Below are 14573 nucleotides of genomic sequence, written 5' to 3' on the forward strand. Positions count from 1 at the left end.
CGACATAGTTCCAAGGCACTGATGTGGGTACGCGGCGTTGCCGGAACAACTCACCGAGGCTTCCCGTCGTTGCCATGACCCTGTACGCATGAAACCTCGTCACACCCTGCTCCGGCGCCTCGGGCGCTGGCTGGTCGCCGCCCTCCTGCTGGGCATGGCCTCGAGCTGGCTCCTCGTGCTGGTACTGCGCTTCGTGCCGACGCCAACCTCCGCCTTCATGCTGGAGCGGCTGGCCAACCAACGCTGGCAGGGGCACTCGCAGTTCCGCATCCGCCAGCACTGGGTGCCGTGGCGCGCAATCTCGCCCTGGGCGCCGCTGGCGGTCATGGCCGGCGAGGACCAGAAATTCCCGTTCCACCACGGCTTCGACCTGGAATCCATCCAGCAGGCGATCGACGAAGCGGATGCCGGAGCACGCCTGCGCGGCGCCAGCACAATCAGCCAGCAAACCGCGAAAAACCTGTTCCTGTGGAACGGGCGAAGCTTCGTGCGCAAGGGTCTGGAAGCCTATTTCACCGTGATGTTGGAGCTGACCTGGCCAAAGCAGCGCATCCTCGAGGTATACCTGAACATCGCCGAATTCGGCGATGGAATCTACGGCATCGACGCCGCAAGCCGCACCTTCTTCCATGTCGCCCCCGCCCGGCTCGATGCGGCACAAGCGGCCCGGCTTGCCGCCGTGCTGCCGAGTCCGCGCCGACTGCACGCCGACGCACCAAGCGCCTACGTCCTGCGCCGCAGCCACTGGATCAGACAGCAAATGAACCAGTTGGGTGGGCTGGCATTCCTGCACACGCTGCAGTCGGCCTCCCCGCGGCGGGTCGGTTCACGCGGTGACAACATCCCGGGCCGAACTCCGGGCTAGACTGCCTTCACCGACCCAACGTCCAGGAGGTGCAGACATGAGCGATGTCAGGCAACTGTTGCAGGCAAAGGGTGGCCAGACGTTCACCATCAGCCCCGAGGCACCTGTGCGCGAGGCGATCAAGCTGATGGCCGAGCACCGCATCGGAGCGCTGCTGGTGATGGATGGCAAACGCCTGCTCGGCGTGGTTTCCGAGCGGGACTATGCGCGCAAGGTGATCCTTCAGGGGCGGTCCTCGGCGCAGACCGCGGTGGCCGAGATCATGAGTGGCAATCCGCTCACCGTGGGACCGGAAACCGATGCGTTCGACTGCATGCGCCTGTGTACCGACAGCCGCGTGCGGCATCTGCCGGTCATCGAGAACGGCCAAGTGATCGGCGTGATCTCCACTGGCGATCTGGTCAAGGCGGTGATTGACGCACAAGCCCAGCAAATCGAGCACCTCGAGCGTTACATCACCAGCTGAGTCCGCCTCGGGATATCCCGGTGCCGACGTTCGCGCGTCGGCCCTCCTCGGCGCCCGGTCGACGAGCGTGCTGGCGCGTGTCTGCGCATGTCCCAGGCGGGGTGTACTTCGATGCCCACTACGCAGCCGTGGCCGCGAGCGTCACAACGGCATGGGGCAATGCACGCTGGCACAGATGACCCGCAGCAATTCGGCCTCTTCCGTACTTACCACGGTATCAGCACGTACGACGACCACGAGTCCCTGGATGAATAATTCCTTGGCGGCCGGCAGCAGTTCGTCGAGTTCGCCCAGGGCATCCTCGAAGGGCTGCTGCCATGCGTCGGGAATCTGCGGCCAATCCAGCGCCTCGCCCGGAAATACGTGCTGGATGGCGAGCAGCCATGCCCGCCGTGCTGCTTCAGGCTCGCGATTGCCCTGCGCGGCGACGATGGCATACACCAGCTTGACGCTGTCCCGGCGGGCCGGCAATTTCCCGCGCCCATCGACCGGCGCACGGCGCGGATGCTGCGCTTCAAGCAACTGCACGCGCAGCAGGCGGGTCAGGCAGTACTTGTCAAGCTCCACGCGGCTGTCGATGCGCACCACGGCATCCAGGGTCTCGAGCAGCACCCGCACCCGGCCTGGCGGCAACTGCTTGAGGGCTGGCATGGCTACCGCGACCAGCGGCAGCCGCGCCTCGGCCGGAAGGACGCTTGCCTCGTTCAGCACCGCCAGTGCCGCATGCTGCACATCGTCCCCGAAGGCGTCCGCCAGCAGGCGCAACTGCCGCTGCCGCACCTCGTCTTCCGCGGCCAAGGCCAACGCCAGGACCAGGACCAGCGCTGATTCGGGATCGTGCGCCTGCGCAGCCAACGTCTCCGGCAAGCGACGCCGCAAGGCTGCAGCACGATCAATGGTCGATGTACCACGTCCGCCGGCACCAGCGGCCACAGCCGCAGCGGCCGCCCCCGCCACCAGGACCGGCTCCGCCGCAACGCCGGAGCCGAACATGTCTGGTCCCGCCGATGCCGACGTGCGCGCCGGGGGCACCGGCGGGGGTTCTTCACCCCGTTGCACCGCTTGCGCGAACAGTTCCAGATCGGCCTCACGAAAACCCGGCTGCAGCGCGCGTATGCGCTCCAGCAGGGGCGGGTGCGTGGCAAACAGCGCGCTGAACCGATCAGCTTCCCCAAACAGCATGTGGGCGACCTCATGCTTGTGTGCGGAATGCAACGCCGATCCCTCGCTGGAGATGGCGATCTTCTTCAGCGCGTTGACAATCCCATCGGTCTGACGGGTGAACTGCACGGCCGAGACGTCCGCGAGCGACTCGCGCGAGCGGGATACCGCAGCCTGGATCAGGCGGGCAAAAAAGTAACCGATGTAGCCCACCACGATCAGCGCCAGGCCGATCATCCACACCTGACCGCCGTTGTTGCCGCGACGGTCACTGCGGCCACCGCCAAACCAGAGGATGCGCCTCCCGGCCACTGCGAGCACCAGGATGCCGAACAGGAGCCCCATGAGGCGGATATTGAGGCGCATGTCGCCGTTCAGCACATGGCTGAACTCGTGCGCGATCACGCCCTGCAATTCGTCGCGATTCAGCTGGTCGAGGCAGCCCTGGGTGACGCAGACCGCCGCGTCGGACACAGAATATCCAGCCGCAAACGCGTTGATGCCGGTCTCGTCCGCCATCAGATAGATGTCCGGGACCGGCACGCCTGCGGCAATCGCCACTTCCTCGATGACGTTGCGCAGCCGACGCAGTTGCGGGTCCGCATTATCTGCCAGGACCTCCACCGCGCCCACCGTCTGCGCCACCTTCTTGCCGCCCGCCGACAGGCTCGCGATCCGGTACAGCGAACTGAGCGCGATGCCGCATACCACCGCAACGCTGCTACCAAGGAGTAGCGGGACGTTGGAGCGGGCTATGCCATCGATGTCCGGGCGATGGCCAAACGCAAGCCAAACCACGAAGTCGATGGCAGCGACGATTGCCGCCACGGCCAGCGTGAACAACACGACCAGCCGACGACTGCTGCCCCGCACTCGAGCCTGTTGGGTGAAGAAATCCATGCATCAAGCCTGGACGATCGCGGCAAGCAGGGCGTGCCGCGACGCCATCAACTGAAGGCAACCTTCGGCACGTCGCGCACCTTGGGATCGTCGATCTGCAACGGCTCTGCGGCAGAAAACCCAAAACTGCCGGCGACGATCGAAGCCGGGAACACTTCGCGCTGGTTGTTGTAGGTGAGCACCGAGTCGTTGTATGCCTGGCGCGCAAAGGCGACGCGGTTCTCGGTCGAGGTGAGCTCTTCGGACAACTGCATCATGGTCTGGTTCGCCTTGAGATCGGGGTAGGCTTCCTGCAACGCGAACAGGCGCCCGAGCGTTTGCGTCAAGGCATTCTCAGCGCTACCCAGCTGCTGCATGGCGGCCGGATCGCCCGGGTGGGCCTTGGCGCCGGCCAAGCCGCCGACCGCGGCATTGCGCGCCTGGATCACCGCCTCAAGCGTGCCACGCTCGTGGGCGATATAACCCTTGGCGGTCTCGACCAAGTTTGGAATCAGGTCGTGGCGCCGGGTGAGCTGCACGTCGATTTGCGCAAACGCATTCTTGTAACCGTTGCGCGCACGCACGAGCGCGTTGTAGATCGCAACGAAGTACAAGACAATCACCAGGATGATGACCAGCAAGATGATCATGCTCATACACGTATTCCCCGCCTGAAGGCGCACGCCTGCGCCGCGACACACTTAGAGTAGCATGGCCCCAACACGTCTTTTTCAACTGCTTGCCGCAGTTCTCGCCTTCGCCTTCGCGCTGCCGGTGGCTGCCCCGGCAGGCGCCGTCGATATGCCATCCACCGCCAATGCCGAAGCTGGTCCCGAAGCCGGCACCAGGCTGCCGCGGCCCCGCGTGCAGGCCACCATCAAGGACTACCGGCGCTGGCTGGACGTCATTGCCCAGCGCCATGACGTGGCCGGCCTGGCTACCGCCGTAGTGCAAGGCGACACGGTGTTGTTTGAACACACCGTAGGCTACGCCGACGCCACCACGAAGCAGCCAATCACCCCACACACCGTGTTTCGCCTGGCTTCGCTGTCCAAGGCGTTCGCCACTGCGGTCACCGGCCTGCTGGTTGACGACGGACGGCTGCACTGGAATACGCGCCTGGTGAACGTCCTGCCCTACTTCAAGCTCAAGGACGCCGAGGGAGCTGAACACGCCACGGTAGACGACATCCTCGGCCAGCGCCTCGGCCTTCCACGCAACACCTATGACAACCTGCTCGAGGACGAAGTGTCCTACGAGGAGCTGGTGCGCAAACTGGACGAGGTCGACCTCAGCTGCGCCGTCGGCAAATGCTACGGCTATCAAAACGTCGCCTTCAGCATGATCCAGGACGTCTTGTTCGCCCGCACCGGCCAGTTCTTCTACCAGCTGGTCGACAAGCGCCTGTTCTACCCGCTTGGGCTGACGGACGCGAGTTACGGCCTGGCCGGGCTTGAATCCAGCAAGAGCTGGGCCCGGCCGCACTCACGGGCCGGCCGCGGGTGGAAGCCGTTCGAGCCCAACGAGATCTATTACCGGATTGCCCCGGCAGCCGGCGTCAACGCCAGCATCCGGGACATGGAAAAATGGTTGATTGCACAAATGGGCGGACGTCCGGACGTGCTGCCGCCGAAACTGCTGGAGGAACTGCATGCACCTGGAGTCGTTACGCCAGGCGAATTGCATGCCACCGCGTGGCGGCAGCGCCGGCTGACTGCCGCCCACTATGCGCTGGGCTGGCGGGTCTACACCTACGCCGGACAGACCCTGCTGTTCCACGCTGGCGCGGTATCGGGCTACCGCACCGCGATCGCGTTCCTGCCAAAATACCAAGTCGGCGTGGTCATCCTCGTGAACTCTACCGGACCGATAGCCGGGGAGCTGATCCCGATGGTGTTGGACGATCTCCTCGGCCTGCCCCGCGTGGATTGGGTGGGCATCGACCGCAAACGCTAGCGGCCGTATCGACTACGGGCGTTCCTTTCCACGGGCGCGGAGCTCGCAGGTGATTCCGCGGCCCGAAAACAAAACGTCCCGGCAAGCCGGGACGAATCCTACTGAAAGCTCTCCTTGCGCTGGGCACCGCAAGGAGAGAATGTTTGACGCTGTCGCTTACGCGACGACAGATTACTTCTTGGATTTCTTTGCGGGCTTGGCAGTCTTGGTGGCCTTCACCACCTTGGCTGCGGCAGCCTTCTTCACCGCCGGCTTTTTGGCCGCCGGCTTCTTCGCTGCAACCTTGCTTGCCGCAGGCTTCTTCGCAGCCGCGGGTTTCTTGGCGGCGACCTTCTTTACCGCCGGCTTCTTTGCCGCGACCTTCTTTGCGGCTGGTTTCTTGGCAGCAGCCTTCTTAGCCGCCGGCTTCTTTGCTACCGGCTTCTTGGCTGCAACTTTCTTTGCAGTGGGTTTCGCAGCCGCCTTCTTGGCGGCCGGCTTCTTTGCAGCAGGTTTCTTGGCAGTGGCCATAGTTCGTCTCAGCTCCTCATCAGTTGGCAGTGGTTGCCAAGTAAAAGCATGCAGGAACGCCTCGACCAAAAGATCACTGTTCGTGGCGTGCCGAAAATTCTTTACCTGTCGCTCAGTACGAAGATCGGAAAGCGTGCGCAAAACGTGGACTGGAATCGAGACCGTAATCTTGCGTACTGCATTGGCCTTTTCACCGTGTTGGATATATGGCTTGATGAACTTGGTAGTTGCCATGGCGAGCGTTCCCCGTAATCTGTTGCGAAAGCTATCTCTCAATATTTCCGCTGTCAATTGATTTTAGCCACTACGCGCATGCGATGGACACCACCACCAGCGCGGGTGACAGGCGCACGACGGCCGGGTACGGCGATCCGCGGATAAATATCCAAGCCGTCTATACGTCTATATAAGGTCATCGTCAACCGTTCACATCGTGCCGGAAGCGTTGCAACCCAACGATTGCGCGACGTGCCGGCGTACACGGGCACACCATGCCAGTGACGCCGACATGCAAAGGCGCCATCCGACAATCGTGTGCCACGGCGGCGTGCGATGAACATGAACACAAGGGCACCGACGTATCCAGACATGGCTTATCGGCACTCGTCGCCATCTCTTGAAGAGGCGCGTCACGCGTCGAAAAACCCGACCGAAGGGATGACCCGAGCGACGGGTCGCGCGAGTGGGGCAAGCGCACCGATCGCGTCGGCAATCGACCGTAGCAGTGACGGCGCGTCGGCAGGATCAGTGAGTGCGATCAGCACGACTTGCACAGGCTGCCGACCGCGGCGCCCGACGCGAACGCAGCCAGCGACTCACCGCGGGCAACGCCGCAGTCGGTGGCCGCCGAGGCTCAAGACTCCTCGTCTTCCAGCAACTGCTCGTACTCGTGCACGTCCAGCAGCTCGTCGAGCTCCGCGCGGTCGGTTGGACGCAGCGCGTAAATCCAGCCGGCGCCGTAGGCGTCTTCGTTGATCAGCTCCGGCTTTTCTGCCAGCAGCTCGTTGACCTCGACGACTTCCCCGGATACTGGCGCGTAGATGTCCGAGGCGGCCTTCACCGACTCCAGTACTGCCGCCCCGTTGCCGGCTTCCAGTGCTGCCCCGACTTCCGGCAACTCCACGTAGACAAGATCGCCCAATTGGCTCTGGGCGTGGTCGGAAATCCCGACGCGTACCAGACCATCTTCCTCGAGCCGAGCCCATTCGTGGGATTTCAAGAACTTCAGGTCACCAGGAATATCGCGCATGGTCATGTCCAATGTGTTGTGGGGAAAAGCGATGGCGCCGGCACATGATAGCTAAGGCCTGCGTGGCGCGCGCATGTTCAGACACCGGTGCAGGCCTTGCCGCCGCGCACAAATGGATACTTCACTACGTGCGCCGGCACCTGCCGGCCACGAATGTCGACCTGGACGGTGCCGGTGGTGCCGGCGGGTACTCGGGCAAAGGCGATCGCCTTGTCCAGCGTCGGCGCATAGCTGCCGGACAGGACCACGCCTGCGCCGCGCTCGGTACTCACCGGCTGCCCATGGCGTAATACGCCCTTGCCATCCAGCACCAGGCCGATCATCACGCGTCGCACGCCAGCCTGTTTCTGCGCCTCGAGTGCGCCGCGGCCGATGAAGTCGCGGCCTTCGTCCAGCGCCACGGTCCAGCCGAGATTGGCTTCCCAGGGTGATATGTCTTCGTCCATGTCCTGGCCGTACAGGTTCATGCCGGCCTCCAGGCGCAAGGTGTCGCGCGCGCCCAATCCTGCCGGGGTTACGCCGGCAGCGGCCAGCGCTTCCCACAGCTCGACCGCCTGTTCGTTGGCCACCAGGATCTCGAAGCCGTCTTCACCGGTATACCCCGTGCGCGCCACGAACAGCGGCATGCCATGGAGCCCCTGGGCAGCCGCGGCACTGAATTTACCCAGCTCGGCGATGCGCTTGACGTCGGCCTCGTGCAACAAGGCCAGCACGCGCTCGCGCGCATTCGGTCCCTGCACCGCGATCATGGCGAAATCGCTGCGTTCCTTGACCTCCACGCCGAAGTCGCGGGCATGGCGGACGATCCAGGCCAGGTCCTTGTCCCGCGTCGCCGCGTTGACCACGACGCGGAAATAGGCTTCGGCGAAAAAATATACGATCAAGTCGTCGATGATGCCGCCATGCTCGTTCAGCATGCACGTATACAGGGCCTTGCCCGGCGCCTGCAGCTTGTCGACGCTGTTGGCAAGGAGATGGCGCAGGAATTCCCGCGTGCGTTCACCGTGCAGGTCGATGACGGTCATGTGCGAAACGTCGAACATGCCGGCATCCGTGCGTACCGCGTGGTGTTCGCGAATCTGGGACCCATAATGCATAGGCATGTCCCAGCCACCGAAATCGACCATGTGGGCACCCAGCGCGCGATGCGTGGCATTGAGCACAGTCTTGTTGGTCATCGGTGCACACTCCGGATTAAAGCGCAATTATCGCGGGGCCCGTGCGACAAGCCAAGTGAGCGCACAGAGGACGCTTCAGGCGGCGCTCAATCGGTGTGTCCGGCGCCACCCAGCAACGGCAACAGGTAGGCGTCCACTTGACCGGCCAGGTCCTCCGCACGCTGGCCACCGCCAGCACGCAGGTGGACCTCGGCCGCGTCTGGTGCCTCGTAGGGCGCGCTGACGCCGGTGAAGTTGGGGATCTCGCCGGCCCGGGCCTTTTGATACAGACCCTTGGCATCGCGCCGCTCGCATTCGGCCAGCGGCGTGTCGACGAAGACCTCGACGAATTCACCGGTATCGAACAGCTCGCGCGCCGAACGTCGCTCGCTGCGGTAAGGCGAGATAGCACTGACCAGGACGACGAGGCCAGCGTCCACCATCAGGTGCGCGACTTCGGCAATACGACGGATGTTCTCCACCCGCGCCTCGGGCGTGAAGCCAAGATCGCGATTGATGCCGTGGCGGACGTTGTCGCCGTCGAGTAGATAGGTGTGATAGCCCAACGCGTGCAGGCGTCGCTCGAGCAGATTCGCAATCGTCGACTTGCCCGCCCCGGAGAGGCCCGTGAACCACACGCACAAGGGACGTTGGCCCTTGCTCTGGCCGCGCACCGCCTTGTCGATGTCGACGTGTTGCCAATGCACGTTGCTCGACCTGCCCAGGGCGAAATCCAGCATGCCGCAGGCGACCGTGGCGTTACTCTGGCGGTCGATCAGGATGAAGCCGCCGAGCGTCTGGTTGACCACGTAGGGTTCGTAGGCAATCGCATCATCCAGGCCAACCGTGCAGTAGCCGACTTCATTCAGCGCCAGATGCCGTGCCGCCAACTGCGCCTGGGTGTCGACATCCACCTTGTACTTGATCGACATCACCTGCGCATTCACCGTGCGCGTGCCGATCTTCAACACGTAGGTGCGATTGGGCAGCAGCGGCGCGTCCCCCAGCCACACCACATGGCAGGTGAATTGATCGGCGACGGGTGCCGGATGCGCGGCATCGGCAATGAGGTCGCCACGGCTGATGTCCAGCTCGCGATCGAGGCAGAGCGTGATCGCCTGGCCCTGGTCGGCATGTGCAAGATCGCCGTCCTGGGTCACGATGCGCTGCACGTGGGCGCGATGCACACCCGGCTGCACGATGATCTCCGTGCCCACTGCCACGCTGCCGCCCGCCACCGTGCCGGCATAGCCGCGAAACGACTGGTCGGGACGGTTCACCCATTGCACGGGCATGCGGAACTCGGCCGCGGTCCTTGGCGCCGCATCGATCGTCTCAAGGAGCTCGAGCAGGTTCGGCCCCGTGTACCAGGCCATGCGCGGCGCGCGCGCGCCAACGTTGTCCCCGCCCAGGGCTGAGACCGGCAAGCAATGCACGTCGGTCATCCCCAGGCTCTTGGCCAACGCACGATAGGCCTCGGCAATCGGTGCGTAGGCCTCCTCCTGGTAGCCGACCAGGTCCATCTTGTTGACCGCCAGCACCACGTGCCGGATGCCGAGCAGGCAACATATATATGTATGCCGCCGGGTCTGCGCCAGCAGGCCCTTGCGGGCGTCCACCAGCACCACCGCCAGCTCGGCGTTGGAAGCACCCGTCGCCATGTTGCGGGTGTACTGCTCGTGCCCTGGACAATCGGCGACGATGAAGTTGCGCCGCGCGCTGTGGAAATACCGGTAGGCGACATCGATGGTGATGCCCTGCTCGCGCTCGGCATCCAGGCCGTCGGTGAGCAGCGAAAAATCCAGTACGTCCCCCGCATCGGCGTGCAGGCGCCGGCTGTCGCGCACCAGTGCGGCGATCTGGTCCTCGGGCAGCATGCCCGCGTCGTACAGCAGCCGCCCGAGCAGGGTGCTCTTGCCGTCGTCCACGCTGCCGCAGGTGATGAACCGCAGCAGGCCAAGGTTTGCCGTCTCCGCCTGCGCCATCAGAAATAACCTTCCCGTTTCTTGCGCTCCATCGACGCGGTCGGATCCTGGTCGATCACCCGGCCCTGGCGCTCGGACGTACGCGAGGCAAGCATCTCGTCGATGATCTTGTCCAGCGTGTCGGCGTGCGACTCCACCGCGCCGGTCAGGGGATAGCAGCCCAGGGTGCGGAAACGCACCTCGCGCATCTGCGCCTGCTCCCCCGGACGGAACTGGAAGCGGTCGTCGTCCACCATGATCAGCGCGCCGTCCCGTTCCACGATCGGGCGTGGCTTGGCGAAATACAGCGGCACCAGGGGGATCGACTCCCGGCGGATGTACAGCCAGATGTCCAGCTCGGTCCAGTTCGACAGCGGGAAGACCCGCACCTTCTCGCCCTGGCGCAGCCGGGTGTTGTAGGTGTGCCAGAACTCGGGCCGCTGGTGCTTGGGATCCCAGCGATGTTGCGCATTGCGAAAGGAAAACACCCGCTCCTTGGCGCGCGACTTTTCCTCATCGCGGCGCGCCCCGCCGATCGCTGCATCGAACGCATACTTGTCCAGGGCCTGCTTCAGGGCCTGGGTCTTCATAATGTCCGTGTGCACCGTGGCACCGTGGGTAAACGGCGAAACGCCCTGGCGCACACCGTCCTGGTTGGTGTACACGAGCACCTGCACCCCGCCCTCGGCGGCGAGGTGGTCGCGGAACGCGATCATCTCGCGGAACTTCCACGTCGTGTCGATGTGCAGCAGCGGCATCGGCGGCTTGGCCGGGTAAAACGCCTTGCGCAACAGGTGCAGCAGCACCGACGAATCCTTGCCGATCGAATACAGCATCACCGCCTTCTGGTAGGCAGCCTGTACCTCCCGGAAAATCTGGATCGCCTCGGCCTCCAGGTCGTCGAGGTGGGAACGTGCAGCGGTTTGGCTCATGTCGATGGGTTCATCCTGGTTGCGCAAGCCGTATGGCCCGAAAAACGACCGTGCGTGCTGCGCAATCGGAGCATTTTACACACCGCATCACGCCCGGCCGACCGCCCGCTCAAGCCAACACCGGATAGGCCGGGGCGAGGTCCAGCGTGGCGGCGCATACGGCTGCCAGTTCCAGCAGACGCAAGTCGGAGCCGCGCGCGCCGACCAACTGCAGGCCGACCGGCAGGCCATCCGGCAGCGTACCCATCGGCAAGCTCACCGCAGGGCAGCCGGCCAGGCTGGCAAAACTGGTGAGGTCGGCCTGCGAGTCCGGTACCGGACCAGCCAGCGGGAAGGCAGCTTGCGGCGTGGTCGGCAATACCAGCACGTCGACCTGGCAGAACAGCCGGCGCATTTTCAGGATCGCGGCGTCCAGCACGCGGTCGGCCAGCGCATAGTCCGCCGCGCTCTTGCGCGCGGCATAGCCCAGCATGCTGCGGAAGCGCGGCGACACCGGATGGCGCGTATCTGCCAGGTCGGGCGCAAAGGTATCGAGCATTTCCGCTTCCATCAGCAACAGGCCGGACCGCCGGGCGCGCGCAAAATCCCAATCGCTGAAATCGACCATGCGCCGTTCGCCGAGCGCGTGCGGCAGGCGCTGCAATGCCTGCTCGAACAGGTCGGCCACCTCGGCCTTGACGCCAATCGCCGCCAGATCCGGCAGCACGCCGGAACGCAGATTCCCCGGCTCCCAGTCGGGCAGCGCGAACGCTACGCGGCGCCGGCGTGAGCGTGCATCGTCGGCGTCGTAGCCAGCCAGCACCTGGAGCAGGACGGTGAGGTCCTCGGCGCTGCGCGCGAGCAGGCCCACCGTATCCAGCCGGCGCGCCGCCGGCACCATGCCGCGCGTGGAGATCTCGCCATGCGTCGGCTTGAGCGCATAGACGCCGCAATAGCTGGCCGGGATGCGGATCGAGCCCAGGCTGTCCGAGCCGACGGCGGCAACCGCCAGCCCGGCGGCCACCGCAGCAGCCGCGCCGCCGGATGAACCGCCGGCGGTATAACCGTGCCGATGCGGATTGTGTGTCGGCCCAAAATGCGCGTTGTCGGTGGTGGCGCCGAGCGCACCCTCGTCCATGTTGGTCTTGCCGACCAGCACTGCCCCCGAAGCGCGCAAGCGGGCGACCACGTGGGCATCGCTGTCCACCGGCTGCTCGCGGCCCGGCAGCCCGGCGCGGGTGGGCCAGCCAGCCACGTCGAGGTTGTCCTTCAAGGCCAGGGGAATGCCGTCGAGGCGGCCGATGACGCCATCGTGACGCCGGCGGTCCGCCATTTGCGCCTGATCCTGGAGCAGGCCCGAACGCAGGTCGACATAGGCGTTGAGCTGCGGATTAAGGCGCTCGATGGCCGCCTGATAAGCGTCAGTCAGGGCCTGGGGCTGCACGCGACCGACCGCCAGCCAGTGCAGCAACTGGCACAAACTGGCGCCACGCAGTTCGAGATCGGCAATCGGCTGCTGCGAATTCATGGGCACACCTTGACGGGCGAAGGCCGATTATCGCCACGCATCAGCGGGTGATTGCAAGCACCTCCGGGTCGGGATGTGTCTAGCCGGCCTGTCATGGCTGCCAGCATCCGCCCGGCAATCGTCGCCGCCAACCCGCATCCGGCGGAACCACCTGCAGGCACGGCAGCCCCGCGCTGCCTGTGGATTTGCCGCATGCACCGCAAAACCGGACAATGCCCTAGGACTTGGCCGGGGCCGGCAGCGACACGTGCACTGTCGGCGTAGCGCCCTGCCTGCCGCCAGGTCCCGCTGGCGCACGGAGACTGTCATGAGCGACGAACGCGAATCGATGGAGTACGACGTGGTGGTGGTCGGCGCCGGCCCGGCTGGGCTGGCCTGCGCGATCCGCCTCAAGCAGCTCAAGCCCGAGACCAGCGTCTGCGTCATTGAGAAATCCTCGACCATCGGCGCGCATATCCTCTCTGGCGCGGTGATCGAGCCCGAACCGCTCGATGCGCTGCTTCCCGGTTGGCGCCAAAACCCGCCGCCCATCTGCATACCGGCCGGCACCGACGAGTTCTACCTGCTCAGCAAGACCGGCAAGCACAAGTTGCCGAAACCACCCGGCATGCGCAACCATGGCAACTTCATCGTCTCCCTCGGCGCGCTATGCGCCTGGCTGGCGCCGCAGGCCGAGGCGCTGGGCGTGGACGTGTTTCCCGGTTTCGCCGCCGCCGATATTCTGTATGACGACGGTGGCGCGGTCGCCGGCATCCGCATCGGCGACATGGGCGTGGCCAGGGACGGTTCGCACAAGGCCAACTACACCCAGGGCGTCGACATCCGGGCCAAGGTCAGCGTGATCGCCGAGGGCGCGCGTGGCAGCCTGACCAAGGTGCTGGTGCAGCGCTTCAAGCTCGACGCGCACAGCGACCCGCAGGGCTATTCCATTGGCATCAAGGAACTTTGGCAGGTGCCGGCCGGGCGCGTGACGCCGGGCAAGATCGTGCACAGCTTCGGTTGGCCAGCCGACACGCGCACCTACGGTGGCGGCTTCGTGTACCACCTGGACGGCGACCGCCTCGCGCTGGGCTACGTCAGCGGCCTGGACTACAGCGATCCCAAGTACAAGCCATGGGAAGCGTTCCAGCAGTGGAAACACCACCCACTGATCAAGCCGCTGCTTGACGGCGGCGAGATCCTCTCTGCCGGCGCGCGCGCGATGGCGACCGGCGGCTACCAGTCCATGCCGAAAGTGGAGATGCCGGGCGCATTGTTGATCGGTGACACCGCGGGCCTGCTCAACGTGCCGAAGATCAAGGGCACGCACCAGGCGATCCGCAGCGGCATGCTCGCCGCCGAGCACCTGGCGCAGCAGCTCGACAGCGCCGGTTTCGACGCGAAGCTGCGCGCCTCGCCAGTGATGGCCGAGCTGAAGCGGGTGCGTAACGTCAAGCCCGGCTTCAAGAAGGGTCTGTGGTTCGGCCTGCTCAACGCCAGTTGGGAAACCGCCACCGCCGGCTTGTCGCCGTGGACGCTAAAGAACACCGCGGACTTCGCCAGCCTGCACAAGATTGGCGAGTACACCCCACCCAAGCGCGATTACGTGCAACGCACCCTGCCACCGCGCGATCGCCTGGCCAGCGTGTACTTTGCCGCGACCGAGTACGACGAGGACCAGCCCGTGCACCTGGTACTCACCGATCCCTCCATCTGCATCGACCGGTGCAAGGAAGAGTACGACAACCCCTGCACGCGCTACTGCCCCGCGAACGTCTACGAGATGGTCGAAGACGTGATGCCTGATGGCAGCACTCGGCCGCGACTGCAGATCAACGCTGCAAACTGCGTGCACTGCAAGACCTGTGACATCAAGGATCCGTACGAGAACATCACTTGGGTCACACCGGAGGGTGGTTCCGGGCCGAACTACCAGAACTTGTGAACC

At 64.9% G+C, this 14573-nt stretch carries 12 protein-coding genes; 4 read left to right on the forward strand and 8 right to left on the reverse strand.

Annotated features, from left to right (window positions below):
* The first annotated feature begins 88 nt into the window (after nucleotides 1-88).
* A complete protein-coding gene (gene mtgA / locus AC3WJB_RS12640; protein ID WP_492682046.1) occupies nucleotides 89-865 on the forward strand; it encodes a monofunctional biosynthetic peptidoglycan transglycosylase in 777 nt (258 codons plus the stop codon).
* A gap of 37 nt (nucleotides 866-902) precedes the next feature.
* Nucleotides 903-1331, forward strand: coding sequence for a CBS domain-containing protein (locus tag AC3WJB_RS12645; protein ID WP_492682048.1), 429 nt, complete (start codon nucleotides 903-905; stop codon nucleotides 1329-1331).
* A 141-nt stretch (nucleotides 1332-1472) separates the two neighbouring features.
* Here the strand turns inward: AC3WJB_RS12645 and AC3WJB_RS12650 are convergent, their stop codons facing one another.
* A complete protein-coding gene (locus AC3WJB_RS12650) occupies nucleotides 1473-3392 on the reverse strand; it encodes a M48 family metallopeptidase (protein ID WP_492682050.1) in 1920 nt (639 codons plus the stop codon).
* Nucleotides 3393-3439: 47 nt separating this feature from the next.
* The gene (locus AC3WJB_RS12655) at nucleotides 3440-4027 is read right to left on the reverse strand and encodes a LemA family protein (RefSeq protein WP_492682052.1); all 588 of its coding nucleotides are present in this window, start codon (nucleotides 4025-4027) and stop codon (nucleotides 3440-3442) included.
* A gap of 145 nt (nucleotides 4028-4172) precedes the next feature.
* Here AC3WJB_RS12655 and AC3WJB_RS12660 point away from each other — a divergent pair, with 145 nt between their 5' ends.
* Nucleotides 4173-5327 (forward strand): serine hydrolase domain-containing protein, encoded by a 1155-nt coding sequence (locus AC3WJB_RS12660; protein WP_492682054.1) that lies wholly within the window; start codon nucleotides 4173-4175, stop codon nucleotides 5325-5327.
* Between the two features lie 171 nt (nucleotides 5328-5498).
* Here the strand turns inward: AC3WJB_RS12660 and metJ are convergent, their stop codons facing one another.
* From metJ to AC3WJB_RS12690, 6 genes are all read right to left on the reverse strand, one after another.
* The gene (gene metJ, locus AC3WJB_RS12665; protein ID WP_492682056.1) at nucleotides 5499-6071 is read right to left on the reverse strand and encodes a met regulon transcriptional regulator MetJ; all 573 of its coding nucleotides are present in this window, start codon (nucleotides 6069-6071) and stop codon (nucleotides 5499-5501) included.
* 619 nt (nucleotides 6072-6690) lie between these two features.
* Nucleotides 6691-7086 carry a glycine cleavage system protein GcvH gene (gcvH, locus tag AC3WJB_RS12670; RefSeq protein ID WP_492682058.1) on the reverse strand — a complete coding sequence of 132 codons (396 nt, stop codon included), beginning with the start codon at nucleotides 7084-7086 and terminating at the stop codon, nucleotides 6691-6693.
* A gap of 77 nt (nucleotides 7087-7163) precedes the next feature.
* Nucleotides 7164-8264, reverse strand: a complete 1101-nt coding sequence (gene gcvT, locus AC3WJB_RS12675) for a glycine cleavage system aminomethyltransferase GcvT (protein ID WP_492682060.1) — start codon at nucleotides 8262-8264, stop codon at nucleotides 7164-7166.
* 86 nt (nucleotides 8265-8350) lie between these two features.
* Nucleotides 8351-10228: an adenylyl-sulfate kinase gene (gene cysC, locus AC3WJB_RS12680; protein ID WP_492682062.1), complete on the reverse strand. Its 1878-nt coding sequence runs from the start codon at nucleotides 10226-10228 to the stop codon at nucleotides 8351-8353.
* Complete coding sequence (gene cysD / locus AC3WJB_RS12685; protein ID WP_492682064.1) at nucleotides 10228-11139, reverse strand: sulfate adenylyltransferase subunit CysD; 912 nt, start codon at nucleotides 11137-11139, stop codon at nucleotides 10228-10230. The genes cysC and cysD overlap by 1 nt, the downstream gene beginning before the upstream one ends.
* Nucleotides 11140-11248: 109 nt before the next feature.
* Nucleotides 11249-12646, reverse strand: a complete 1398-nt coding sequence (locus AC3WJB_RS12690) for an amidase (RefSeq protein ID WP_492682066.1) — start codon at nucleotides 12644-12646, stop codon at nucleotides 11249-11251.
* A 73-nt stretch (nucleotides 12647-12719) separates the two neighbouring features.
* Between AC3WJB_RS12690 and AC3WJB_RS12695 the strand changes: the two genes are divergently transcribed.
* A complete protein-coding gene (locus AC3WJB_RS12695; protein ID WP_492682068.1) occupies nucleotides 12720-14570 on the forward strand; it encodes an electron transfer flavoprotein-ubiquinone oxidoreductase in 1851 nt (616 codons plus the stop codon).
* The last annotated feature ends 3 nt before the right edge of the window (nucleotides 14571-14573 follow it).

Source organism: Rhodanobacter sp. FW510-R10, from assembly GCF_058781105.1.